27 protein-coding genes are annotated in these 23,726 nt (G+C 41.5%); 19 read left to right on the forward strand and 8 right to left on the reverse strand.

What is annotated here, in order from left to right; genetic code table 11:
- Positions 1-22: 22 nt before the first annotated feature.
- The 6 genes from KXJ59_RS06055 (at position 23) to KXJ59_RS06080 (ending at position 6,349) form a co-directional block, all read left to right on the forward strand.
- Entirely contained in the window at positions 23-1,648 is a 1,626-nt protein-coding gene (locus KXJ59_RS06055) for an NADP-dependent glyceraldehyde-3-phosphate dehydrogenase (RefSeq protein ID WP_295202152.1), read from the forward strand.
- Position 1,649: 1 nt separating this feature from the next.
- Positions 1,650-2,411, forward strand: a complete 762-nt coding sequence (locus KXJ59_RS06060; protein ID WP_295202154.1) for an SDR family oxidoreductase — start codon at positions 1,650-1,652, stop codon at positions 2,409-2,411.
- 128 nt (positions 2,412-2,539) lie between these two features.
- Positions 2,540-3,370: a 5-dehydro-4-deoxy-D-glucuronate isomerase gene (gene kduI, locus KXJ59_RS06065; protein ID WP_295202156.1), complete on the forward strand. Its 831-nt coding sequence runs from the start codon at positions 2,540-2,542 to the stop codon at positions 3,368-3,370.
- Between the two features lie 12 nt (positions 3,371-3,382).
- Entirely contained in the window at positions 3,383-4,390 is a 1,008-nt protein-coding gene (locus tag KXJ59_RS06070) for a sugar kinase (RefSeq protein WP_295202158.1), read from the forward strand.
- Positions 4,383-5,042 (forward strand): bifunctional 4-hydroxy-2-oxoglutarate aldolase/2-dehydro-3-deoxy-phosphogluconate aldolase, encoded by a 660-nt coding sequence (locus tag KXJ59_RS06075; RefSeq protein WP_295202159.1) that lies wholly within the window; start codon positions 4,383-4,385, stop codon positions 5,040-5,042. Before KXJ59_RS06070 ends, KXJ59_RS06075 begins: the two co-directional genes overlap by 8 nt.
- A 2-nt stretch (positions 5,043-5,044) precedes the next feature.
- Positions 5,045-6,349, forward strand: a complete 1,305-nt coding sequence (locus KXJ59_RS06080) for an MFS transporter (RefSeq protein WP_295202161.1) — start codon at positions 5,045-5,047, stop codon at positions 6,347-6,349.
- Between the two features lie 92 nt (positions 6,350-6,441).
- Here the strand turns inward: KXJ59_RS06080 and KXJ59_RS06085 are convergent, their stop codons facing one another.
- The 5 genes from KXJ59_RS06085 to KXJ59_RS06105 all read right to left on the reverse strand — a co-directional run bounded on the left by KXJ59_RS06085 (position 6,442) and on the right by KXJ59_RS06105 (position 8,908).
- Positions 6,442-7,326, reverse strand: coding sequence for a hypothetical protein (locus tag KXJ59_RS06085; protein WP_295202162.1), 885 nt, complete (start codon positions 7,324-7,326; stop codon positions 6,442-6,444).
- Between the two features lie 90 nt (positions 7,327-7,416).
- A complete protein-coding gene (locus KXJ59_RS06090; protein ID WP_295202164.1) occupies positions 7,417-7,737 on the reverse strand; it encodes a hypothetical protein in 321 nt (106 codons plus the stop codon).
- Positions 7,715-8,050: a hypothetical protein gene (locus tag KXJ59_RS06095; RefSeq protein ID WP_295202166.1), complete on the reverse strand. Its 336-nt coding sequence runs from the start codon at positions 8,048-8,050 to the stop codon at positions 7,715-7,717. Before KXJ59_RS06095 ends, KXJ59_RS06090 begins: the two co-directional genes overlap by 23 nt.
- A gap of 205 nt (positions 8,051-8,255) precedes the next feature.
- Positions 8,256-8,669 (reverse strand): PIN domain-containing protein, encoded by a 414-nt coding sequence (locus tag KXJ59_RS06100; RefSeq protein WP_295202168.1) that lies wholly within the window; start codon positions 8,667-8,669, stop codon positions 8,256-8,258.
- Complete coding sequence (locus KXJ59_RS06105) at positions 8,666-8,908, reverse strand: DUF6364 family protein (RefSeq protein ID WP_295202169.1); 243 nt, start codon at positions 8,906-8,908, stop codon at positions 8,666-8,668. The genes KXJ59_RS06100 and KXJ59_RS06105 overlap by 4 nt, the downstream gene beginning before the upstream one ends.
- Positions 8,909-9,077: 169 nt before the next feature.
- On the opposite strand from KXJ59_RS06105, the gene KXJ59_RS06110 reads away from it, so the two are divergent.
- Entirely contained in the window at positions 9,078-9,551 is a 474-nt protein-coding gene (locus KXJ59_RS06110) for a YcxB family protein (RefSeq protein WP_295202170.1), read from the forward strand.
- 88 nt (positions 9,552-9,639) lie between these two features.
- Here KXJ59_RS06110 and KXJ59_RS06115 read toward each other — a convergent pair whose 3' ends face one another.
- Positions 9,640-10,068, reverse strand: a complete 429-nt coding sequence (locus KXJ59_RS06115; RefSeq protein WP_295202172.1) for a GNAT family N-acetyltransferase — start codon at positions 10,066-10,068, stop codon at positions 9,640-9,642.
- A gap of 297 nt (positions 10,069-10,365) precedes the next feature.
- Here KXJ59_RS06115 and KXJ59_RS06120 point away from each other — a divergent pair, with 297 nt between their 5' ends.
- The 3 genes from KXJ59_RS06120 (at position 10,366) to rnc (ending at position 12,664) form a co-directional block, all read left to right on the forward strand.
- Positions 10,366-10,602 (forward strand): acyl carrier protein, encoded by a 237-nt coding sequence (locus KXJ59_RS06120; protein WP_026751146.1) that lies wholly within the window; start codon positions 10,366-10,368, stop codon positions 10,600-10,602.
- 91 nt (positions 10,603-10,693) lie between these two features.
- Positions 10,694-11,947 carry a beta-ketoacyl-ACP synthase II gene (gene fabF, locus KXJ59_RS06125; protein WP_295202173.1) on the forward strand — a complete coding sequence of 418 codons (1,254 nt, stop codon included), beginning with the start codon at positions 10,694-10,696 and terminating at the stop codon, positions 11,945-11,947.
- A 3-nt stretch (positions 11,948-11,950) separates the two neighbouring features.
- The gene (gene rnc, locus KXJ59_RS06130) at positions 11,951-12,664 is read left to right on the forward strand and encodes a ribonuclease III (protein WP_295202174.1); all 714 of its coding nucleotides are present in this window, start codon (positions 11,951-11,953) and stop codon (positions 12,662-12,664) included.
- Positions 12,665-12,754: 90 nt separating this feature from the next.
- Here the strand turns inward: rnc and mce are convergent, their stop codons facing one another.
- Entirely contained in the window at positions 12,755-13,159 is a 405-nt protein-coding gene (gene mce, locus KXJ59_RS06135) for a methylmalonyl-CoA epimerase (RefSeq protein WP_295202176.1), read from the reverse strand.
- A gap of 128 nt (positions 13,160-13,287) precedes the next feature.
- Between mce and KXJ59_RS06140 the strand changes: the two genes are divergently transcribed.
- From KXJ59_RS06140 to tnpA, 4 genes are all read left to right on the forward strand, one after another.
- Positions 13,288-14,502 (forward strand): IscS subfamily cysteine desulfurase, encoded by a 1,215-nt coding sequence (locus tag KXJ59_RS06140; protein WP_363265749.1) that lies wholly within the window; start codon positions 13,288-13,290, stop codon positions 14,500-14,502.
- 128 nt (positions 14,503-14,630) lie between these two features.
- Positions 14,631-15,050 carry a Fe-S cluster assembly scaffold IscU gene (iscU, locus tag KXJ59_RS06145; RefSeq protein ID WP_295202179.1) on the forward strand — a complete coding sequence of 140 codons (420 nt, stop codon included), beginning with the start codon at positions 14,631-14,633 and terminating at the stop codon, positions 15,048-15,050.
- A 48-nt stretch (positions 15,051-15,098) separates the two neighbouring features.
- Positions 15,099-15,449 carry an iron-sulfur cluster assembly accessory protein gene (locus KXJ59_RS06150; RefSeq protein ID WP_295202181.1) on the forward strand — a complete coding sequence of 117 codons (351 nt, stop codon included), beginning with the start codon at positions 15,099-15,101 and terminating at the stop codon, positions 15,447-15,449.
- Between the two features lie 535 nt (positions 15,450-15,984).
- Positions 15,985-16,422, forward strand: a complete 438-nt coding sequence (tnpA, locus tag KXJ59_RS06155; RefSeq protein ID WP_295202183.1) for an IS200/IS605 family transposase — start codon at positions 15,985-15,987, stop codon at positions 16,420-16,422.
- Positions 16,423-16,479: 57 nt separating this feature from the next.
- Here the strand turns inward: tnpA and KXJ59_RS06160 are convergent, their stop codons facing one another.
- Positions 16,480-16,842: a hypothetical protein gene (locus KXJ59_RS06160; RefSeq protein ID WP_295202184.1), complete on the reverse strand. Its 363-nt coding sequence runs from the start codon at positions 16,840-16,842 to the stop codon at positions 16,480-16,482.
- Between the two features lie 105 nt (positions 16,843-16,947).
- Here KXJ59_RS06160 and KXJ59_RS06165 point away from each other — a divergent pair, with 105 nt between their 5' ends.
- From KXJ59_RS06165 to KXJ59_RS06185, 5 genes are all read left to right on the forward strand, one after another.
- A complete protein-coding gene (locus KXJ59_RS06165) occupies positions 16,948-17,670 on the forward strand; it encodes an ABC transporter permease subunit (protein ID WP_295202186.1) in 723 nt (240 codons plus the stop codon).
- Complete coding sequence (gene gldG, locus KXJ59_RS06170) at positions 17,670-19,418, forward strand: gliding motility-associated ABC transporter substrate-binding protein GldG (RefSeq protein ID WP_295202188.1); 1,749 nt, start codon at positions 17,670-17,672, stop codon at positions 19,416-19,418. The genes KXJ59_RS06165 and gldG overlap by 1 nt, the downstream gene beginning before the upstream one ends.
- A 48-nt stretch (positions 19,419-19,466) precedes the next feature.
- Positions 19,467-20,432 (forward strand): TerC/Alx family metal homeostasis membrane protein, encoded by a 966-nt coding sequence (locus KXJ59_RS06175; protein WP_295202190.1) that lies wholly within the window; start codon positions 19,467-19,469, stop codon positions 20,430-20,432.
- Positions 20,433-20,456: 24 nt separating this feature from the next.
- Entirely contained in the window at positions 20,457-22,952 is a 2,496-nt protein-coding gene (locus KXJ59_RS06180) for a bifunctional UDP-N-acetylmuramoyl-tripeptide:D-alanyl-D-alanine ligase/alanine racemase (RefSeq protein WP_295202192.1), read from the forward strand.
- Between the two features lie 85 nt (positions 22,953-23,037).
- Positions 23,038-23,715, forward strand: coding sequence for a lipoprotein signal peptidase (locus tag KXJ59_RS06185; RefSeq protein WP_295202194.1), 678 nt, complete (start codon positions 23,038-23,040; stop codon positions 23,713-23,715).
- Positions 23,716-23,726: the final 11 nt, after the last annotated feature.

Raw genomic sequence — 23,726 nt, forward strand, 5'->3', positions numbered from 1 at the left:
CCTTAAAGCAAGCAACAATCGAATGGATTTTCAGACAAGACTACATCAACTATTTGTTGAGGAGAAAGACATCCCTCAACAATACATCCTCCCTGATGAAATACACCAGCGTGAATATTTATCAGACGGTGAAATGAAACAATGGAATGGAAGTGTACATGAAGTATATTCTCCGATTTGTATTCAAACTCCGAATGGATTACAACGTAAACTCATCGGCACTTATCCCGTATGTGGCGAAGAGCAAGCCAATGAAGCATTAGCAGCTGCCGTTCATGCCTATAATAATGGTCGTGGTCAATGGCCAACCATGAGTGTAGCACAACGTATTGAATGTGTTGAGCATTTCTTACAACGCATGATGGAGCAGAAAGATATAGTAGTAAAGCTCATCATGTGGGAAATCGGTAAATCCTGGAGCGACTCGGTAAAAGAATTTGATCGCACTGTTGAGTATGTGTATGCAACAATAGATGCACTAAAAGACCTTGACAGAGATTCATCCCGTTTTACCATTGAACAGGGCATTGCGGCACAGATCCGCCGCTCACCTCTGGGTGTGGTGTTGTGTATGGGCCCATTCAATTACCCATTGAATGAAACTTTTACTACGCTCATTCCCGCCATCATCATGGGGAATACTTTATTATTCAAACCTCCGAAACACGGAACTTTATTGCATTATCCATTACTTCAGGCATTTAAAGAGTGTTTCCCCAAGGGAGTGGTAAATACCATTTACGGACGTGGCCATACCATTGTGCCAGGCCTGATGCAGTCGGGTAAAGTAAACGTACTTACATTAATTGGTTCAAGTAAAGTAGCCAATGAATTAAAGAAGCTGCATCCTAAAGTAAACAGGTTGAGAGCCATATTAGGACTGGATGCTAAAAATGCAGCCGTAATTACTAAAAATGCCGATTTAAAACTGGCAGTGCAGGAAACTTTGCTGGGAAGTCTTAGCTTTAACGGACAGCGATGTACCGCTTTGAAAATTGTATTTGTACATCATAGTCTGGCAGAGGAATTCATCAGACAATTAAGTGAAGCAGTGGGCAAACTGAAATTTGGTATGCCCTGGGAAAGCGGTGTAATGTTAACACCTTTACCCGAGCCACATAAACCTGCTTATTTACGGGTTTGTATAGAAGATGCTTTGCAACACGGCGCAAAAGTGATGAATGAAAATGGAGGAGCCCAATATGAGTCATTTGTGTATCCGGCCGTTTTGTATCCGGTAAATGAAAAAATGAAACTCTACCGGGAAGAACAGTTTGGCCCATTGATTCCTGTGATACCTTTTGATGATATTGATGAGCCTATACAATACCTGATAGATTCAACACATGGCCAGCAAGTAAGTTTGTTTAGTAATGATAAAACAGAACTGGCTTCACTGATTGATCCATTGGTGAATCAGGTGAGCAGGGTAAATATAAATTGTCAGTGTCAGCGTGGTCCTGATGTGTTTCCTTTTACAGGAAGAAAAGACAGTGCGGAAGGAACTTTATCGGTGGTGGATGCATTGCGATCATTCTCTATCCGGTCATTGGTAGCTGCCAAGTTAACGGAAGAAAACAGGCAACTCATCAATGATATTGTTACCACACATGAATCTAATTTTCTGAGTACGAAATATATTTTCTGATATGAATGTATTTGATCTTACCGGCAAACTGGCACTGGTTACCGGATGCAATAAAGGCATCGGTAAGGGGATGGCATTGGGCTTGGCAGAAGCCGGAGCAGATATTATTGGTGTATCAGGTTCCATCGAATTGGAAGGAAGTGAAATTGAAAAAGAAGTAAAAGCATTAGGCAGAACATTCACAGCCTATCAGGCCGATCTATCTAACCGGGAGAGTATCTATGCCTTTTTAGCAACCATCCAGTCCATTCATCCAAGCATCGACATCCTGATCAATAATGCAGGCACAATTATGCGAAAACCTGCTGCAGAACATCCGGATGAATATTGGGATAAAGTAATGTCTATTAACCTGGATGCGCCTTTTATTCTTGCCAGAGAAATTGGTAAACAGATGCTGACAAGAGGGAGTGGTAAAATTATTTTTACCTGCTCATTGCTGAGTTTCCAGGGAGGTATTAATGTACCCGGTTATGCAGCGAGCAAAGGAGCATTGAGTAGTTTGATTAAAGCGCTGGCCAATGAATGGGCGGCTAAAGGCATACAGGTAAATGGTATAGCACCTGGTTATATTGCAACAGATAATACGGAGGCATTGAGAGAAGATGCAGAAAGAAGTGCTTCTATCATGGCAAGAATACCGGCAGGAAGATGGGGGCAACCCGAAGATTTTAAAGGACCTGCAGTGTTTTTGGCATCATCTGCATCTGACTATGTAAACGGAACGATTGTAACAGTAGACGGCGGATGGATGGGGAGGTGATTTTTTGATGTCTGATGTCTGATTTGTAGGGTGAATGGTTAATAATAAGAAGGATGGGTCAAAAGAATATTCACTATTCACGATTGACCATTCACGCGAATTTTTTCGCAACACTAAATTAAAGAACAATGGAAATACGGTTTCAGAACAGTCCGAATGAAGTGAAAAGCATGGATACTGCTTCACTGCGGACCAATTTTCATGTGGGGGAATTGATGCAGGATGACCAGCTTAAATTGGTGTACTCGCATTATGACCGCGTAATTATTGGTGGTGTAAAGCCAATTCATCAGCCTGTGTTGCTGCATAATGAAGCAGAATTACGGGCAGAATATTTTCTGGAAAGAAGAGAACTGGGTATCATCAATACCGGCGGTCCGGGATCGGTTATAGCTGATGGTGTAACTTATACGTTGAATAAACTCGATGCGTTGTATCTTGGCAAGGGTACCAGCGCAGTAAGTTTTGCCAGCAATAATGCGACAGCACCCGCCATCTTCTTTTTATTATCGGCACCAGCGCATCATACATATCCTAACCGAAGTATGACCAAAGAAGAAGCATCGCCGGTGAATTTGGGAGAAGTGGCTACATCCAATCAAAGAACTATTTATAAATACATACACCAGGGAGGTATTCAAAGTTGCCAGCTGGTGATGGGACTAACAGTATTGAATAATGGAAGTGTATGGAACTCTGTTCCGCCACATACCCATACCCGTAGAATGGAAGTGTATTTTTATTTTGATGTGCCTGAACAGCACCGGGTTTTTCATTTTATGGGACAACCAACAGAGACGAGACATATACTGATGGCTAACCATGAAGCAGTCATCTCACCACCCTGGTCAATGCATTTTGGAGCGGGTTCATCCAATTATGGATTTATTTGGGGGATGGCAGGAGAGAATTATACATTTACTGATATGGATCCGGTGGCTATTGCTGAGATCAGGTAAGAAGATAACTCTATGAAGAAAGTATTGTGTTTTGGGGAAATATTACTTCGTTTATCACCCGCTGCAAACGGGCAGTGGCTAGAGCAAAACCAGTTGCCTGTTTTTATGGGTGGCGCAGAGCTCAATGCCGCCACAGCACTGGCTGTATGGCAGCATCCGGTAAAATATTTTACGGCAATGCCCGACAATGTTTTATCGAAAGATATTGCTGCATATCTCTCCAAAAAAAATATTGATACATCAGCCATACATTATTCAGGTAACAGGATCGGATTGTATTACCTGCAGCAGGGAACAGATATGAAGAACGCGGGAACTGTTTTTGACAGGGCAGGTTCTTCATTTGCCACACTGGAAACAGGAGTAGTGAATTGGAATGAGGTATTGCAGGATGTTCAATGGTTACATTTCAGTGCTATAGCGCCGGCAGTAAGTGAATCAGGAGCGGCTCTTTGTTTGGAAGCATTAAAGGCGGCGAGCTCGAAAGGGATAAAAATTTCTGTTGATCTCAACTATCGTGCTTTGTTATGGAAGTATGGAAAAGACCCAAAAGAAGTAATGAAGACTTTACTGCCTTATTGTAATCTGGTAATGGGTAATATCTGGGCAGCCAATACCTTATTGGGGATAGAGCTGGATAAAGACCTGATTGAATCGGAGCAATATGCTGAACATGCAATGAAAACAGCCAATAACATTATGCAACAATACCCGGCCTGCACCGCCGTAGCCAATACTTTTCGGTTTGATGAAGGGAAAGGCATCAGGTATTTTGCGGTATTTAATGATACAACCACACAGACAGTGTCAAAAACATTCAGAACAGCTACTGTTATAGACAAAGTGGGTAGCGGTGATTGTTTTATGGCGGGATTGATTCATTCTGCATTGAGTGGTTATTCAAATGAAGAAACAATAAATTATGCTGCTGCGGCTGCATTCGGTAAGTTGCAGGAGAAGGGAGATACTACTTCAAACACTGTTGCTGCTATTAAAAATATAATTACACAAAATGGATAACCAGGCAATTATACAGTCTATTACCACACAAGGCATGTTGCCTTTGTATTATCATGAAGAGGCAACGGTTACACTCGAAGTAGCCAAAGCATTATATGCAGCCGGTATTCGGGTAATTGAATACACCAATCGTGGCGAAAATGCACTGGCTAATTTTAAACACCTGCTTGCACAAAGAGATACAGTAATGCCGGGTATGCTCCTGGGTATTGGTACTATAAAAACAGTGGCACACGCTCAGGCATTCTTAGATGCAGGGGCCGATTTTATTATATGTCCGGGTATGATACCTGAAGTAGCTCATTATGTTCATGGCAGGGGCAAATTGTGGGTGCCGGGTTGTATGACTTCTACAGAGATTATGATGGCAGAACAACTGGGTGCAAAATTTGTAAAACTGTTTCCGGGTAATTTATTAGGCCCGGGTTTCGTATCAGCGATAAAAGAATTGTTTCCGGCAATTGCATTCATGCCAACAGGTGGGGTAGAGTTAGAAGAAGCCAATATACAGGCATGGTTTAGTGCGGGAGTGAAAGCAGTGGGTATGGGAAGCAAACTCATTACAAAAAATTTACTGGAACAGAAAGATTATACTACGATTTGCGAACAAACAAAAACGGTACTGAATATCATTCAACGCATTAAACGATAACCATGAATGCAGCCATAGGAAAGTACAGGTGGACAATCTGTTCACTCATCTTCTTTGCCACCACCATCAACTACCTCGATAGGCAGGTCATCAGTCTGTTAAAATCGACCCTGTCAGCAGAATTAAAATGGGATGATGCCGACTACGCCAATATTGAAATAGCTTTTAAGCTGTTTTATGCTTTTGGTATGCTGGGTGCGGGAAGATTGATTGATAAACTGGGCACTAAAATTGGTTATGCGTTGGCGACTGGTTTGTGGAGCCTCGCTGCGGTATGTCATGCTTTTGCATCAAGCGTATTCAGTTTTGCAGTAGTGCGTTCATTTCTGGGAGTTACGGAAGCGGGTAATTTTCCTGCAGCCATTAAAAGTGTGGCAGAATGGTTTCCTAAAAAAGAAAGAGCCCTGGCAACCGGAATATTTAATTCAGGCGCCAATTTTGGTGCCATTATTGCACCATTGACTGTTCCCTTTATTGCGGCAGAATGGGGTTGGAAATGGGCATTTATTTTAACCGGTATGATCGGATTCATCTGGCTTATTTTCTGGTTCCTCCTGTATGAAGTGCCACGCAGGCATAAGAAATTGTCAAAAGCAGAGTTCGATTATATTCATAGCGATAAAGATGAAGTACAGGAAACAGATGATACGCCTGCTGAAAAAATATCCTGGTTTAAACTCCTTGGCTTCAGACAAACCTGGGCTTTTGCCATTGGTAAACTCTTAACTGATCCTATCTGGTGGTTTTATTTATTCTGGTTACCCGATTTTCTGGAAGGAGAGTATGGTTTAACCAAAACAGCAATAGCCATACCCGTAGCATTGGTATATACCATTTCTACAGTGGGAAGTATACTGGGAGGCTGGATACCCCTTAAATTCATCAAAAACGGATGGACCGTTCACAAGGCCAGAAAAACATCCATGCTCATTTTTGCCTTCTGTGTATTGCCAATCGTATTTGCACAATTGCTGGGCAGCATAAATATGTGGCTGGCAGTAATGATTATTGGGTTAGCTGCTGCTGCACACCAGGCCTGGAGCGCCAATATTTTTACCACAGTAAGTGATGTGTTTCCTAAAAAAGCCATTGCATCCATTACCGGTATTGGTGGTATGTTTGGATCGCTTGGCGGTATTCTCTTATCGCTGTTTGTACAGAAAAATATGTTTGTCTATTACCGCAGTATTGATAAAATTGAAATAGCCTATTACATCATGTTTTTCATCTGCGGATTTGCCTATCTGGCCGGTTGGTTAGTGATGCATTTTCTGATTGGGAAGAGAAGAGAGATGGTGAAAGTGTAGGGAGGACGTGAGAGGTGAGACGTGAAAAGTGAAAGGTGAAAAGTGAAAGGAGGTGTCGCCTCTTTGTGCAGCAGAGAGGGCGTAGTAGTATTTTATGCTGAATTAGTTAACGATGGAGGAGCTTCAGCGTTTAAATATTCAATATGGATACAATCTGAAAAACTTTCAACCTTTTTGTAAGCAACCACTGGCTGGTGATCAGGGTTAATGTAAATAACAATGGTTGAATTGTCTTTCCAGTAAGCCTGTATATCATAGATGCCTTTAACGCAGTAAGCAGTTCCCTCTGTCTTCGGAAAATCAATATTCACTGAGGTAGATGCATGCTTGCTGAAAGCTAATTGGATAATGCGCAGTTTTAGTTTTTTATCTGGTGATACAATCTCCCATTCTTTCTCATGCTTAGGTTTAGGACCCGTTGATATCCTCATGTTCACTACTTCTATGTCTTCCGAAAGTGCCGTCCTGCTGATCACTTCTGTTCGCTCATTTCTTTTATTGCGGGTAAGTTCGTTAAGGTGGTTCTCAATATAACTTTGAATGTGCTGATTGAGTTTTTGGGTAATGGCTTTATCTGCATGGGTCTTTTCACAGAAATCCTTCATTCTGATAGCGTGCTCCCATTCTTCTCTGGTAAGTATTTCATCCTGATGGATAAGCAGAGGAATATTTTTTTCGAGTTGCTCGAATAAGTCAATGATATGTCCAGTTTGCTCTTTTATAAAAACAGCATAGTTAAAATCCATGCATAACTCCAGTGATCTGGTGAGTTTTTTCAGCTGTTGTTGCAATCTGCTGCGTCTTCGTTCCTCGTAATATTTTTCAGCCTTCAGCTTCTCCTGTCTGTAATAGTAACCGATCATATCATCGCCATCATAAACAATGGTACGGCCATGCAGACTAATCAGGTAATCAAGGGTAGCCTGTACGATGCTATATTCCTTCTCAAGGGCTGCTTTTCTTTCTTCAGATGTCATGGAAATGGTTTACATGATGTAGTCTAGTCATTGGGGATGCTGACTTACGACTAAATATATCTGAAATCAAAATCATTGACTCACTACTGACTATTCACTACTCACTATCTCTGCACTTACAATAATGCCAGACCCAATAGCCTTGCTTCCTTCATTCAATGTAAAAGCATCGTTAGACTTGAGATTTTTACGGATATGTTTGGCAGGAATCAAACGGATGAATACTGTGCCGGAATCTCCGGGGTTTAATTGTTTTTGATCGAGCAATTCAATCTCGCCGGAAAAATGTTGAGCGGTATTAAATGCCAAAGCAGGTCTGTAACCTGTAGCAACAGGGTTTTGTCTTCCACCCAAATCTGTTGGTAAAAGAGAAATTTTTGCTTTGATATTATATGTAATTCTCGATAACATTTACTTCCATGAAGGTAACAAATTTATTGAAATGTGGTAAATGTTGCTGGTCAATACTGATAGCGTCATGGCCATCTAATTCTTGTTGGTGATGTGTTACATGCAGAAAGCACTGATCATCAATTGATACAGATAATATATGAGTGTATGGCGGTATAAAACAACGTTTAATAGAAGCTATAACGTATTCTACTACAGCTATTTCGCTGCTAAAGAATTGCTTCGCCTCAAGCGTATTGATTTGGGTGCGGAAATGGTTATGGGTTTGTATATCATCTTTTTCAGCAGTGGAAACAGCTCGGTATAAAACCATAAACGCATTTAAAAATCAGGCAGGCAAGATTCACATTCAAATCGACTTTTTTTACCGTATTTATACCTGATTTTTGGAAATGTTAGGCCATTCGATCCGCGACATGTGAAGTGCTAACACAAAAGTAGAATGATCTGTAATTTTGTAACAGGTAACGCAGAAGGCTCCTGTAGAAAAGGAAGAGATTGTCTTTTATAGAAGCTATTTAAATTTTGGCACAAAGTTCTTCCGGTGCAAGAACCGGTAGCTCACTGCCTTTAAAATCTTTCACGTTTCGCGTAACGATACAATCTATCTTTTCGACAGTCGTTGCACAAAAAATTTGAATTGAGTCTTCAAAGTCTTTATGTTTCGAACGAAGACCCTTTGTTAATATGGCTGAATCAACAGGAATGATTGTTATGTACTCAATCAACCCTAAAAGCACTTCTCGCAGTGTTTTATCATCAACATATTTTTTTAGCAGATAATAAGTTGTTGCCAGGGAATGAGATGAGGTAAACAATCTGATTTTCTTTGTTTCTGCTGTGTTGAAAATTTCGATGGCATATTTACTGAATGGTTTCCGATCTGCTATAAGGTCTACCAGTATATTAGTATCTACAAAAATTTTCCTCATAAGTGTTTTTTAGACAGGTAGGACTGTAGTTCCTTTTTCTCATCAAAATCCTTGGGCAGCTTAACTGCACCAATCAGCTTCTTCAGTTTTGGAGAAACTTTCTCACTGGTTTTTTCCTGCGTTATGGTATCCAGATATTGTTCAATAAGTTCTGAGAGGCTACGCCCCGAAAGTTTAGCATATGACTTGGCCCTTTCTATAACCTCTTTTTCAACCGTAAGGGTGAGTTTTGTTGTCATAATACGTGTGTTTATATCAAAGATACGTATTATGCTTACAATAAACAAAATGCCTAAGCCTGGTAATGGAATTAAAGATTTTGTTAAGCGAGGTCGAAAATAAAAATCCCGCCCAACTAAATCCGACATCAGCAATCCGACATCCGACATTGCCTCCTATCTTTGCTCCATGCAAGTCAGCTTCTCCTACGAAAAAAAGAAAGTAATACAGGCACTCCGCTATCACTTTGTACAGAAACCGGAAATCAGGGTATTGATGGTACTGGTGAATGTATTTGCCATTGCGGCGGCAGTTCTTTTTTATATGAAGAAAATAAGACCTGAACCATTTCTGTTAGGCTCATTTATCTGGATTATGCTCATGGCCTCTTTCTGGTATTTTCTTCCCAATAGTATTTATAAAAAGGCGGCTACTTTTAAAGACAGTTTTATCATGGATTTTACAGAATCGGCCATTCGCCTGGAAAATGAGCGTGGTTATGTAGACTGGAACTGGAATAAATTCTCACGTTATTTTGAGAGCCCTCATTTTTTTCACCTCTATTTCGACAGCAAATCATTCTTCCTTGTTCCCAAAGAAAATATGGGAGACGAATTCCGTCACGATTTGAGAGGGTTGTTGAGAAAGAAGATAGGAGGGTAGTAAACAGAGGAACAGAGAAATATCGAATGTCCAACTTCGAAGTAGGTATTTGGAAATTGGATATTTCTCTGTTTCTCTGTTCTTCTGTTCAAAGCGTTTTTTCCATCACATAATGCGGAATCGTTACTTCAAAGAATTCATCACTACAGATATTATATCCCAGCTTTTCGTAGAAACCCACTGCTGAGCCACGGGCATGCATGGTGAGTCGTTTGTAGCCACGGTCGCGGGCTATGTTTTCGGCAAAAATCATCAGTACCCGGCCAATCCCCTTGCCCTGCAGACCCGATAATACAGCCATTTGTCTTAGTCTGACGGTTTTCACCCCTTCTTCCATCAGCATACAGCAACCTTCGAGCTTTTCTTCATCAAAACACCCGATAAGGATATCGTTTTTCTCTTTCTCCAGTTCTTCCATGGTAAAACTGAGTCCGAGAGGTTTACGGAGTATCTGATAGCGTAATTCTACCATCTGCTGGTACTCTTTGGAGCCGTGATCGATGAGTTTTAGTGCCATAATTGAGGGGAAGGATGTACAAGATAGGAATGATTTTTAATATTTGGTATAAGACCGAAAGTCGGAAAGACCGGAAGTCGGAAAGCAGGAAATGGGCTGTTATTACCCAAAAAGATGAAAAACCAAGCCATAAACAACCATCTTTCGGACTTTCGGTCTTTCCGTCTTTCGGACATATCAGTCATATCCCGTTTGGGCATCAATAGCTCAATTTCGCCTGTGGAAACAAATATGCCCGAAAAGATTGCTTATTTAACAAAAAGTATATTTTTGCGGCTGTAACAAAAACTTTTTACAATGTCAGACATCGCAACAAGAGTAAAGAAAATCATAGTTGACAAGTTAGGGGTTGACGAGGCCGAGGTTACCAATGAGGCTTCATTTACCAACGATCTCGGTGCCGATTCACTGGATACCGTGGAGTTGATTATGGAATTCGAAAAAGAATTCAATATCTCTATTCCTGATGAGCAGGCAGAAACCATCACCACTGTTGGTCAGGCTGTTGCTTACCTGGAAGAACATGCCAAGTAAGAACTAATTTTATTTAAGGAATAATTTATGCATCCGCCTTTCTGCGGCCTCGGCCACAAAAGGCGGATGCTCACTTAAACAGGTTTTGATCATGGAATTAAAGCGCGTTGTTGTAACCGGAATTGGCACCCTCACACCGTTAGGAAATAACCTCTCAGATTATTGGACGGCGTTGATCAATGGTGTACCCGGGGCAGATAACATTACTTTATTTGATGCTTCTAAATTCAAAACCCGTTTTGCATGTGAGATCAAAGGCTTCGATCCTACCCAATTCATGGATCGTAAAGAAGCCCGTAAAACCGATCGCTTTGCGCAACTGGCCATTGCTGCCAGTGAAATGGCAGTAGCCGATGCCGGTATCTCCAAAGACAATGTTGATATTGACCGTGTAGGTGTAATCTTCGCCAGTGGTATTGGTGGACTCACTACTTTCCAGGAAGAAGTGATCAACTTTGCCAAAGGGGATGGAACGCCGCGTTTCAATCCATTCTTTATTCCCAAAATGATCCTGGATATTGCTGCTGGTCTTATCTCCATGCGCCACGGTTTTCGTGGCCCGAACTACGCAGTGGTTAGTGCCTGTGCATCGAGTACCAATGCTATCATCAGTGCTGTGGATACCATCCGTTTGGGAAAAGCCGATGTCATTGTTTCCGGCGGTGCCGAAGCGGTAATCAGTGAAGCTGGTTTGGGTGGTTTTAATGCCATGAAAGCCATGAGCGAACGTAACGATGATCCCAAAACGGCCAGTCGCCCTTACGATAAGGACCGCGATGGTTTTGTAATGGGGGAAGCAGCAGGAGCTTTAATACTGGAAGATTATGAACATGCCATCAGGCGTGGCGCGAAAATTTATTGCGAAATAGCAGGCGGTGGCGCTACTGCCGATGCTTATCACCTTACAGCACCACATCCTGAAGGATTGGGTGCACGTAATGTAATGCTGGCTGCATTGAAAGATGCAGGCATGCGTGCCGACGAAATTGATTACATCAATACACATGGTACTTCAACACCTTTGGGCGATGGCGCCGAGGCAAAAGCCATTACAGAAGTGTTTGGCGACCATGCTTATAACCTCAATATCAGTGCCACTAAATCAATGACAGGTCATTGCCTGGGAGCTGCGGGTGTTATTGAAGCCATTGCCTGTATCCAGAGTGTTATTCACGATATTATTCCGCCTACCATCAACCATTTTACCGATGATCCTGAACTGGATCCGAAATTGAATTTCACTTTCAATCAGGCACAAAAAAGAACGGTACGTGCTGCATTGAGCAATACCTTTGGTTTTGGAGGGCATAACGCCTGTGTGATTGTAAAAAAATATTCAGCCTAATCTGTGCAGTTTTTCAAACGACTTTTTTCATCCAGCTCACCCGACGCCTCTTTTGAAGCCCAACTGAAAAATGTGCTGGGCCTGAAGCCGGGTAACCTGCTTATCTACCGGACTGCACTTAGCCACCGTTCCGTAAAAGACACTCCAGAAGAAAATAATGAACGCCTCGAATACCTCGGCGATGCAGTTTTAAGTGCTGTTGTGGCCGATTATCTTTTCAAACGTTATCCATACAAAGGCGAGGGTTTTCTTACCGAAATGCGCAGCAAAATGGTGAACCGCCAGCAACTCAATGATATTGCCCTGAAAATGGGATTGCGCAAACTTACTTTCTACAACAAATTCGACAGTTCGCTGAAAGGAAGCCAGATTTTTGGTAATACACTCGAAGCTGTAGTAGGTGCCGTGTATCTCGATAAAGGATACGAAAAAACCCAGCATTGGGTACTCAAGCAGATCGTGATACCCCATATGTTTGTAGACGATCTGGAATCGGTAGATATTAACCTCAAGAACAAACTGATTGGCTGGGCCAGTAAACATGGCAAAACCCTTTCATTTGACCTCGCCGATGAAAAAATGGAAGGCTCCCGCCGGCTTTTTACCATCCACATTATGCTCGACGGCGAATTATTATCAATAGGGAAAGGATACAATAAAAAAGATGCTTCTCAGGTTGCTGCTCAGGTAGCAGTTGAGAAACTGGGGTTGCAATAGAGAACAGAAGAACAGAGAAATATCCAATTTTCAATGTTAAGGGAGAAAATCTCCCCTGTTTGAAAATTGGATATTCCTCTGTTTCTCTGTTTATTCCCGCCTTTCCTGACACAGCTCCACCAACACCCCATTCGTTCCTTTTGGGTGAAGAAAGCATACCAGTTTATTATCGGCGCCTTTTTTGGGTGTTTCATTCAGCAATTGGAAGCCAAGTGCTTGTAAACGTGTCATTTCTGCCTCAATATCAGCTACTTCGAAGGCAATATGGTGCATACCTTCCCCTTTTTTCTCGATGAACCTGGCAATTACGCCCTCGGGATCGGTACTTTCCAGCAACTCTATTTTAGTGTCGCCCACCTGAAAAAAAGCGGTATTCACCTTTTCAGACGCAACGGTCTCGGTTTTATAGCAGGGTGTAGACAATAACTGCTCAAATAATGGGATGGCTTCTGCAAAATTTTTGACGGCAAGGCCAATATGCTCAACTTTTAACATAATTCTTTGTTTTAAATAAGGCTTTCGATTTGTGAAAAAAAGCCGTGGGAAGCGGTTTTCAGTTCCGCAAGTATAAACCGATTGACGTATTTTTGTACTTATAAGCAAGCAAATTTCTGTGTACTATGTTGAAATTACCGATTTACCTTGATAACAATGCCACCACACCGATGGATCCGCGTGTGCTGGAAGCGATGATACCCTATTTTACCGAGCATTTTGGTAATGCAGCAAGTCGTAACCACCCATTCGGATGGCAGGCAGAAGAAGCAGTTGATTATGCCCGTGAACAGGTGGCCAAACTGATTGGTGCCGATCCGAAAGAAATTATTTTCACCTCTGGCGCCACAGAAGGCGATAACCTGGGTATTAAGGGGGTATATGAAATGTATGCCAGTAAGGGTAATCATATCATTACCTGTACCACAGAACATAAAGCAGTACTCGATACCTGTAAACATATTGAGCGTTCAGGTGGTGAAGTAACTTACCTGGAAGTAAATCCTGAAGGATTGGTTGACCTGAAAGAACTGGAAGCAGCCATCAAACCCACTACCATACTTATTGCGCTCATGTATGCCAATAATGAAATTGGGGTAATTCAGCCTGTAAAAGAAATCAGCGCTATTGCCCGTAAACATGGCGTACTGTTTTTTACCGATGGCACACAGGCAGTAGGTAAGATACCCGTGGATGTGAACAAAGATGGAATTGATATCATGGCCTTCACAGGTCATAAAATGTATGGCCCTAAAGGGGTAGGTGCCTTGTATGTACGCAGAAAAAATCCACGTGTAAAAGTAACGGCACAGATGGACGGTGGTGGACATGAAAGAGGTATGCGTAGTGGTACATTGAATGTTCCCGGTATTGTAGGTTTTGGTAAAGCCTGTGAACTGGCCCGTTTAGAAATGGCCGATGATGCTGCCAGACTGAGTAAACTGCGTGATAAACTGGAAACAGCTTTATTACAACTTGAAGAAGCATATGTAAATGGAAGCCGTGAACATCGTTTACCACATGTAAGTAATATTTCATTCAAATATGTGGAAGGTGAAGGTTTGATGATGGGCTTTAACAAAAACATTGCCCTTTCATCTGGTTCAGCCTGTACCTCTGCTTCACTCGAGCCAAGTTATGTATTAAAAGCATTGGGATTGGGAGATGATCTGGCACACAGTTCGCTGCGTTTCGGATTGGGCAGGTTTACCACAGAAGAACAGATTGACTATACCATTAAAGCGGTAAGTGAAACTGTTTTAAAACTGAGAGAAATGAGTCCGCTCTGGGAAATGTTCAAAGAAGGTATTGACCTCAACAGCATTGAGTGGGCACACCACTGATAATTTGAAAATGAGGTGATTTGGAAATTTGGAAATGAGAAGCAGGTTATATGCTTTTCATTTTCAAATTTCCAAATTTCCAAATTTCCAAATTGATAAGATTTTCAAATTTTTAAATTGATTCAACCATGGCATATTCAGAAAAAGTAATCGATCATTACAATAACCCCAAGAATGTGGGTACGCTAGACAAAGCGAAAACAAATGTAGGAACCGGTCTGGTGGGTGCACCAGAATGTGGAGATGTAATGCGTCTTCAGATTGAAGTAGACGATGCAACAGGTGTTATTACCGATGCTAAATTCAAAACCTTTGGTTGCGGATCAGCTATTGCATCTTCATCACTGGCTACAGAATGGCTGAAAGGTAAAACGGTTGACCAGGCAGTAGAAATTGATAATATGGATCTGGTGGAAGAACTGAATCTTCCTCCGGTGAAAATTCACTGTTCTGTACTGGCCGAAGATGCCATTAAAGCCGCTATCAACGACTACCGTAAAAAGAACGGCCTGGAAGAGTTGGTATTTGAAGAGAAAGGCGTACACTAATCAGCATAAGGTTATCTTATGTCATGAACCATTTTAACTATTAGCCAAATGGTAGCAACAGAAAACAGCATATACGTAAGCGATAAGGCAAAAAAGAAAGTGCAGCAATTGATGGAAGATGCAGGTGTAACAGGAGATGCTTCATATTTTCTGAGAGTGGGTGTTGTAGGTGGTGGCTGTTCCGGATTGAGTTATAAACTCGATTTTGATAACGAGATCAAACCAATGGATCAGGTATTTGAGGATAATGGCGTTAAAGTGGTAACCGATCTGAAAAGCTTTTTATACCTCGTGAATACTGAACTTGATTTCTCTGACGGATTGAATGGCAAAGGGTTTTATTTTAATAATCCCAATGCCAGCAGAAGTTGTGGATGCGGGGAGAGTTTTGCGGTGTAAATGAAATTAAAAATGAAATTTTTTAGACCTGGACGAAAGTCCGGGTCTTTTTTTATCCCGGATTGAAATCCGGGGCAGGGATGGTGAGTGGTTTGTGTTTGTGGAGCACCCTTTCAATTTATGGGTTCCAATAACCCATTTTTTATCCCGGATTGAAATCCGGGGCAGGGATGGAAAGGTTGCTTGTGTTTAGGAGGAGTCCTAATAACGAATCAATTCAATTACCCTTGGATTTCAATCTTTCTTTTTATCCGGGATTGAAATCCGGGGCAGGGATGATGGTGAGCGGTTTGTGTTTGTCGAGCATCCTTGCAATTAGATGGGTTCAAATAATCCATTTTACCCCGGATTGAAATCCGAGGCAGAGATAGATAAGCGGGCTATGTTTACGAAGAACCCTCCTAATGAATCAATTCAAAATAACCCTGCCCCGGACTTTAGTCCGGGAGAAATAAAGCGCAGGAGATGCTCCGCAACAAGATTCCGTAGAAATACGCAGTGAAAAAGTTTGAAATTGTATGCAATTTTTTTCTTTATGCCACATTCAACTGTTTATCTGCATTATGTCTGGAGTACAAAGTATCGAAATCCTATTTTACTGCCATCTGTAAAAGAAGTTTTGGTAAAGCATATTAAAAGCAACGCATTCAAACATAAGATACATATTGTATCGATTAATGGGCATTTGGATCATTTACATTGTCTAGTACGTTTAAAAGCGGGACAAACGATAGATGGCGTAATTAAGTTGATAAAGGGAGAATCTGCCAGATGGTTCAATGAATATTACAAAAATTTACAACTGGTATGGCAGGCAGATTATTTTGTGGCATCAGTCAACAGATCAGGACTTGAGCGGGTGACCCGATATATTGAGCAACAGGAAAAACATCATGCAAGGGTATCTTTTGAGGAGGAATACCAGGCAATTATCAAACATCATAAAGATTTTGAGGAACGAGTGGAAGATTAAGAGACCCGGCATAACCGGGCCTCTTTTCCAAAAACCAGCATTTGTAGAAACAGATGCTTAAACTCTATCGGGTGCTGTTGGAGCATCCGGTGGAGTTGATTTTGCCGGAGTTTTTGGTTTCGCCGGCGGTGGAGGAGGTGGAATATTTTTATTCATCTTGATCTTTATTTTTTCAGGAGGTGGCGGCGGAGCTGGCTGCTCTGGCTTGCGAATTACTGTGGGCGGCTCAACCAGGGGTGGTGGCGGTGGTTTGGGTACTTTTGATTTTTTGTTACTTTTTACGGTAACAGGTAAAGCATCTCTACCATCTACTACCTCAATTTTTTCAGCTTTAGCGGGTTTCGACGGCTTATGCTGTGCCTGGGTAAATAAACCTACACCCAATAAGCATATCAACAGGAGTGTCAATTTTAATTTCATACGGGTATTTTTAAATGGGATGCGTTTTGTGGATGATTCCATAAAGAACACATAAAATATACAGGAACGGTATTCGTATGCGATAGAACATTTAGTTTTGACCCTATGTGGATCATTTGCAAGAAAGAATGGAACCAGTTTTTCAGTAGCCTGACTGGCTATATTGCCATTGCTGTATTTCTGCTTATTACCGGGCTCGTGTTATTTGTGTTTCCCGACACCAGTATACTCGAATTCGGATATGCAAGTCTGGCCGGCTTTTTCAGCCTTGCACCGTGGATACTTTTATTCATGGTACCCACCGTTACCATGCGTAGTTTTTCGGATGAATACCGTCAGGGTAATTTTGAAATATTGAGAACACTTCCGCTTACATCGGGTCAACTGGTTTGGGGTAAATTTTTTGGCGCCATGCTGATTGTTTGCTGCGCCATATTACCAACAGTTATATATGCTTTCTCCATCCATGCATTGAGTGTAACCGGTGGAATTGATATAGGTGCAACCGTAGGTAGTTATATCGGACTTTTACTTTTAGGAGCTGTATTTACTGCTATTGGTATTTGCACGAGCAGTTATACCAATAATACAGTAGTAGCATTTATTGCAGGAGCGTTTATTTGTTTCCTTCTGTATAACGGGTTTGATGCGATAAGCAAACTTTCTGTATTTAGTGGCGGCTCAGACTATTACCTCGAAATGCTGGGAATCAATTTTCATTACCGCAGCATCAGCAGGGGAGTGATCCGGATCAATGACCTGATTTATTTCGCAGGTCTTATTGGCTTCTTTTTATTCCTCACCCAAAGAAACCTGTTGAACAGATAATGATGCAGAAATTATTACAACATAAATATGGCTGGCTGGGTATACTTACTGTATTGCTGGTACTCATTTATCTTTCTGCAGGTATAGGTTTCAGAACCGATCTTACTGCTGATAAAAGATACAGCCTTACAAATGCCACAAAACAACTGCTGACGAATATAGACTCAGCAATTGAAATACACGTATTTCTTACCGGTGAGCTACCAGCGGATTACAAAAAATTATCTGTTGCTACGGAGGAACTGCTCGACGATTTTAAATCGCTCTCAGGTAACCTGGTTCGGGTAAAATTTGAAAAACCCGGCGAAGATTTTCCCAACGATACGGCCCGGGCCATATTATACGATAGTCTTGCACGGCTCGGTGTGGTTTTTGAACGGAATGAAATAACAAGTACCGATAAATCTACCGCGCAGCTAATAATGCCATCTGCACTGGTGGTATATGGCAACAGAAAGCCCGTTGCTGTAGATCTCCGCAGCAGCCGAAAAGTATTCAGGCAATACAATATTATGAATGATGTAGAGCCATTGGAGGATAAAGAAGCAACAAGAAATGCTGCAGAAGCTTTGCTGGAATACAAATTTGCCAATGCCATTGATAAACTCACAAGAAAAACCATACCCACCATTGCCTACCTCGTGGGAAACGGCGAACCGGTTGATCTGAAAGTAAACGATTTGGGCGAAAGCCTTCGTAATGAATACAGACTTGCCGTGTTTGACCTGAAACAGGCTTATCCCGATCCTGCATTAATAGATGCAATGATTATTGTAAAACCTACAGAAACATTTACAGAAGAAGATAAACTGAAACTCGATCAATACGTCATGAATGGCGGTAAACTGCTCTGGTTTGTTGATAAACTGCATGCAGAACTCGACAGCCTGATGAGAAGTCAGGCCGAATACACTGCTTTCGACCGTGGACTTGATATCGATGACCTGTTATTTAAATATGGGGTACGAATTAACGGCGACCTGCTGCAAGACCTGAACTGCTCTAAAATACCCATTGTGGTTGGACGTAATCCAGACGGGTCTCCGAATATGCAGAGGGTACCATGGCCTTATTATCCATTCCTTTCGTCGCAGACTGATAACCCTATTTCAAAAAATATAGACAGGGTATTACCCATTTTCCCGTCGAGTATTGATACGGTGAAAGCACCGGGTATACAGAAAACAATTTTACTGGCATCTGATACAAACAGCCGTCGCATTTCTTCTCCGGCAATGGTATCGATTAACAGTGTTAAAAATGAAGAGGACCTGCTTAGTTTCAATAATAGTTTTGTACCGGTAGCTGTTTTGCTGGAAGGTGCTTTTCAATCTCTGTTTGCCAACAGAGCCAGTGCCGCTTTGATGGATGCTGTTCAGAAAACCACCAACCGCCCTTTTTTAAGACAGGCTGTAAAACCGGGAAAACAGATAGTAGTATCAGATGCAGATATTGTTACCAATTCGGTAAGTAATACAACAGGTCCTTTACCAATGGGTGAGCTGCCTTTTGAGGGATACCGATTTGCCAACCGTGAATTTTTCCTGAACTGTGTAGATTATCTGGTAAGTAATAACGGCTTATTTGAAAGCAGGAATAAAACAATTGTTCTCAGGTTGCTTGATAAAGAAAAAATTTCTTTGCAGAAAAACACCTGGCAGTTTATTAATATTGTTGCCCCTCTTTTGTTACTGGCCATAGCCGGTGCCATACTTCAGTGGCGAAGAAAAAAGAAATATGGTCTTTGAGTGTCTGCCATTGTGCGGAACGCTATCTTTACGCCATAATTCTGTTACATGACAACTCATCAGCTCGTTTACCTGGTTTTTGGAATTGTATTGGTACTGGCATTGGTATTTGATCTTGGCTTATTAAGTAAAAAGAACGCACAAATCACCATTAAACAGGCCCTCAAACAAACTTTCTTTTGGGTAACACTGGCGCTTGGCTTTTTTGTATTTATGTGGGTAGAAGAAGGCCAGAAACTGGCACTGGAATACCTCAGCGCCTACCTTATGGAATGGAGCCTGAGTATCGATAATATTTTTGTATTCATACTTATTTTTAATTCTTTCAAAGTAAAAGAAAAATTTTATTCAAGGGTATTACTGATCGGCATCCTGATGGCAATCGTATTCAGGATCATCTTTATTACAATTGGTGTGGCACTGGTTGAACAATTTCACTGGGTACTGTATATTTTTGGTGTTTTCCTGGTGTATACCGGCTATAAAATGTTCACCGCCAACGAGGATAAAGAGTTTGAACCACACGATACAAAAATATACCGCTTCCTCAAAACCTATCTACCACTGGCGCCACATGACGGCGATGGCAAATACGTAGTAAGAGAAAATGGCAAACCATTATATACCACTTTATTTGTGGTAGTGGTATTGTTGGCTTCTATTGACCTGGTATTTGCACTGGATTCTATACCCGCTGTTATGGGTATTTCAAGAGATAAACTGGTGATCTATACTTCTAATATTTTCGCTGTTTTAGGACTTCGTTCCCTTTTCTTTTTATTAAGAGGTGCAGTTTCAAAATTCGACTATCTCCAACAGGGTATTGCTATCGTGTTGGTGATTATTGGTATAAAAATGCTCGGAGAACACTATATCAATATGTGGATTGATAAAAGCACGCAGGTATTTATTTCATTAGGACTGATTGTACTTTGTATCGCGGGGTCTATTTTTTATTCCATGTTTGCGAGTAAGAAAGGAGCACCACAAGATGTACACGACGGCTCTATCTGATCTGTAAAATGATATTTTGTTGTATTGTCGTATTCACTTCAACATATAGCCCGCATTATTCATGCTGACCAAATTCCGTCAGTCGAAACAACTATTTCACATTTGCTCATAGACAGCCGTAAACTGATTTTTGCAGATGTTACTTTATTTTTTGCCATAGCTGGTCCCCGCAGAAACGGGCATGATTTTATTCCTGAATTATATGAAAGAGGCTTACGCGCTTTTGTTGTAGAAAAGGGAATGGTGGAAAAAGAAAAATTTCCACAGGCTGTTTTTCTGGAAGTGCCCCATGTATTAGCCTCTTTGCAAGTATTAACTGCATATCATCGCAGCCGTTTTCATATTCCGGTAATTGGTATCACTGGCAGTAACGGTAAGACTATTGTAAAAGAGTGGCTGTATCAATTATTGCATACTGAAGAACAAATTGTTCGTAGTCCCCGGAGCTATAACTCGCAAATAGGAGTACCCTTAAGTGTTTGGCAATTAAATAACACCCACAGTATAGGCCTATTTGAAGCGGGTATTTCACAGCAAGGTGAGATGGGTGCGTTGCAAAAAATTATACAGCCAACGATTGGTGTATGGACGAATATTGGCGCCGCCCATACTGAAGGGTTTAGTAATGAAGCAGAGAAAGCAGCAGAAAAGGCCAGACTCTTTGCAGATTCGGAGAGTTTGGTATACTGTAAAGATGCCATTGAAGCTTCTTTCGATCCTGCGGGTAAAAACAGGGATTCGTTCAGGAAAGATATTCGCCTGTTTGCATGGAGCCGGATGGGTGATGCCGATCTGGTTATTCATTCAGAAGAACATACACAACAGCAAACATTAATCAATGCTGTATGGCAATCGCAAAACATACAGATTACGATTCCTTTTGCAGACAGGATATCTGTTGATAATGCCATTACCTGTTGGTGTGTGCTGCTGCTGAATGGCTATAAGAATGAATGGATTCAACAACGTATGTTATTGCTTGAAGCAGTAGATATGCGTATGCAGTTGAAAAAAGCCGTAAATAACTGCTACCTGCTGAACGACAGTTACAGCAACGATACAGCTTCACTTGAACTGGCCCTGGATTTTTTGGTACAACAGGCAGGAAAAAACAAAACAACACTAATACTTTCCGATATTCTGCAGAGTGGACAAAGTGCTGAAGTATTGTACAAAGGTATTTTGCAGCAGTTAAGTAAAAGAGGCATAAGCAGACTGATTGGTATTGGACCTGCTATAAAGGCCCTGCAACCGGAACTGGAAAAAATGGCTTACGGATTGCAGATTGATTGCTGCGAATCAACACAAATATTTCTTCAAACTGCTTCTTTAAACCAGTTCAGGGATGAATATGTTTTATTGAAGGGGGCACGTATTTTTTCTTTTGAAAGAATAAGCCAGTGGCTGGAACAGAAAGTACATCAAACCGTAATGGAAGTAAACCTTACGGCGATGGCTCAGAACCTGAAAGCGTATCAGCAGCTTTTACAACCCAGTACGAGGGTAATGGCGATGGTAAAAGCTTTTAGTTATGGAAGTGGTACAGCAGAAGTGGCAAGAATATTACAGTTTCATAAAATAGATTACCTGGCCGTGGCTTATGCCGATGAAGGTGTTGAATTACGCAAAGCAGGTATAAGTTTACCTATCATGGTCATGAATGTAGACGAAGCCGGTTTTGATGCCATGATTCAATATAACCTGGAACCGGAGATTTATTCCTTTGGTATTTACTCCTTGTTTCACCAGTTCCTCGACAAACAGGCCATCCGGCAATACCCGGTGCATATTAAATTCAATACGGGTATGAACAGACTGGGTTTTGAAATCAATGAAGCCGGTGAATTGGCCAGCCTGATTCATCAACACGGCAGTATGGTGGTAAAATCATTATTAAGTCACCTGGCAGCCAGTGAAAATCCTATGCTCGATGATTTTACACATCATCAGGTGAGCAGGTTTGAAGAAGCAGCCAGCACTTTGCAACAGGTATTGGGCTACTCATTTATTAAACATATTGCAAATTCTGCCGGAATATTTCGTCACCCTGAATACCAGTTTGATATGGTGAGATTGGGTATAGGTTTATATGGTGTTGATAGCGCTAATGAGCAGCAGCTGTCGTTACAAACAGTGATCACTCTTAAATCAACCATTGCTCAGATACGCAGCGTGCAGAAAGGCGAAACAGTAGGGTATAACCGTAAAGGCATTGTCGGCAGAAACAGCCGTATTGCCACGGTAAGGATTGGGTATGCCGATGGTTATAGCCGGGCCCTTGGCAATGGCAATGGTTACATGTGGCTGAAAGGTGAAAAAGCGCCTGTAATAGGCAATGTGTGTATGGATATGACAATGATCGACGTAACTGATATACCCGAAGCCATGGAAGGTGATGAAGTGGAAGTATTTGGCAAACAGGTTCCCGTGCAGGAGTTGGCGGCTGTTACGGGTACCATTGCTTATGAAATCATGACCGGCATCAGCCAGCGGGTGAAGCGGATATATGTAGAGGAGTAAACCTGTTTTAACATAGCTCTCCGGGGAGCATCATTATAGTTGTTTGTTCAGCCCCTATCTTTGCCCAGTATAAATTTATCAGGAAGTGAAAGGAAAACAGTTGTTTTTATTGATTCTCATCATCATTGTTGCCGATCAGGCATTAAAATTCTATATCAAACTGAATTATTATGCCGGTGAAGAGCATAAGGTATTGGGTGACTGGTTCAGACTGCATTTTGTTGAGAATGAAGGGATGGCCTGGGGCTGGAAATTTGGGGGCGGCTTTGGTAAAATTGCACTCACTTTGTTCAGATTAGTAGCCGTTATCTGGGGAACTTTTCTCCTGCGTGATTTCCTGAAGAAAAATTACCATAAAGGTTTTATGATCTGTGCAGGTCTGATTTATGCAGGTGCACTGGGTAACCTGATCGACAGTTTATTTTATGGGCTCCTCTTTGAACAGAGTAATCCCTTTACACAGAATGTAGCAACACTGTTTCCATCCGGAGGAGGATATGCCGGTTTGTTACATGGTAAAGTGGTAGATATGTTTTATTTCCCCATCATCACCGATGCTAAATACCCTGCCTGGGTGCCTTTTTTTGGTGGAGATGATTTTGAATTTTTTCGCCCGGTATTCAATCTGGCCGATGCCGCCATCTCTACCGGTGTAATTGCTATCCTGCTTTTCCAGAATAAATTTTTCAAACAGCATAAAGAAGAAAAACATTCAACGGTGGAGACGAAGTCTGTAGTAGATGATAAGACTCAGATATTTTAATCACAAAACAT

This window comes from Sediminibacterium sp., from assembly GCF_019264485.1.
Lineage (GTDB): Bacteria > Bacteroidota > Bacteroidia > Chitinophagales > Chitinophagaceae > Sediminibacterium.

Coding starts and splice junctions, on each gene's coding strand:
- KXJ59_RS06055 (WP_295202152.1), top strand. CDS start 23: ATGGATTTTCAGACAAGACTACATCAACTATTTGTTGAGGAGAAAGAC.
- KXJ59_RS06060 (WP_295202154.1), top strand. CDS start 1,650: ATGAATGTATTTGATCTTACCGGCAAACTGGCACTGGTTACCGGATGC.
- kduI (WP_295202156.1), top strand. CDS start 2,540: ATGGAAATACGGTTTCAGAACAGTCCGAATGAAGTGAAAAGCATGGAT.
- KXJ59_RS06070 (WP_295202158.1), top strand. CDS start 3,383: ATGAAGAAAGTATTGTGTTTTGGGGAAATATTACTTCGTTTATCACCC.
- KXJ59_RS06075 (WP_295202159.1), top strand. CDS start 4,383: ATGGATAACCAGGCAATTATACAGTCTATTACCACACAAGGCATGTTG.
- KXJ59_RS06080 (WP_295202161.1), top strand. CDS start 5,045: ATGAATGCAGCCATAGGAAAGTACAGGTGGACAATCTGTTCACTCATC.
- KXJ59_RS06085 (WP_295202162.1), bottom strand. CDS start 7,326: ATGACATCTGAAGAAAGAAAAGCAGCCCTTGAGAAGGAATATAGCATC.
- KXJ59_RS06090 (WP_295202164.1), bottom strand. CDS start 7,737: ATGTTATCGAGAATTACATATAATATCAAAGCAAAAATTTCTCTTTTA.
- KXJ59_RS06095 (WP_295202166.1), bottom strand. CDS start 8,050: ATGGTTTTATACCGAGCTGTTTCCACTGCTGAAAAAGATGATATACAA.
- KXJ59_RS06100 (WP_295202168.1), bottom strand. CDS start 8,669: ATGAGGAAAATTTTTGTAGATACTAATATACTGGTAGACCTTATAGCA.
- KXJ59_RS06105 (WP_295202169.1), bottom strand. CDS start 8,908: ATGACAACAAAACTCACCCTTACGGTTGAAAAAGAGGTTATAGAAAGG.
- KXJ59_RS06110 (WP_295202170.1), top strand. CDS start 9,078: ATGCAAGTCAGCTTCTCCTACGAAAAAAAGAAAGTAATACAGGCACTC.
- KXJ59_RS06115 (WP_295202172.1), bottom strand. CDS start 10,068: ATGGCACTAAAACTCATCGATCACGGCTCCAAAGAGTACCAGCAGATG.
- KXJ59_RS06120 (WP_026751146.1), top strand. CDS start 10,366: ATGTCAGACATCGCAACAAGAGTAAAGAAAATCATAGTTGACAAGTTA.
- fabF (WP_295202173.1), top strand. CDS start 10,694: ATGGAATTAAAGCGCGTTGTTGTAACCGGAATTGGCACCCTCACACCG.
- mce (WP_295202176.1), bottom strand. CDS start 13,159: ATGTTAAAAGTTGAGCATATTGGCCTTGCCGTCAAAAATTTTGCAGAA.
- iscU (WP_295202179.1), top strand. CDS start 14,631: ATGGCATATTCAGAAAAAGTAATCGATCATTACAATAACCCCAAGAAT.
- KXJ59_RS06150 (WP_295202181.1), top strand. CDS start 15,099: ATGGTAGCAACAGAAAACAGCATATACGTAAGCGATAAGGCAAAAAAG.
- tnpA (WP_295202183.1), top strand. CDS start 15,985: ATGCCACATTCAACTGTTTATCTGCATTATGTCTGGAGTACAAAGTAT.
- KXJ59_RS06160 (WP_295202184.1), bottom strand. CDS start 16,842: ATGAAATTAAAATTGACACTCCTGTTGATATGCTTATTGGGTGTAGGT.
- KXJ59_RS06165 (WP_295202186.1), top strand. CDS start 16,948: ATGTGGATCATTTGCAAGAAAGAATGGAACCAGTTTTTCAGTAGCCTG.
- gldG (WP_295202188.1), top strand. CDS start 17,670: ATGATGCAGAAATTATTACAACATAAATATGGCTGGCTGGGTATACTT.
- KXJ59_RS06175 (WP_295202190.1), top strand. CDS start 19,467: ATGACAACTCATCAGCTCGTTTACCTGGTTTTTGGAATTGTATTGGTA.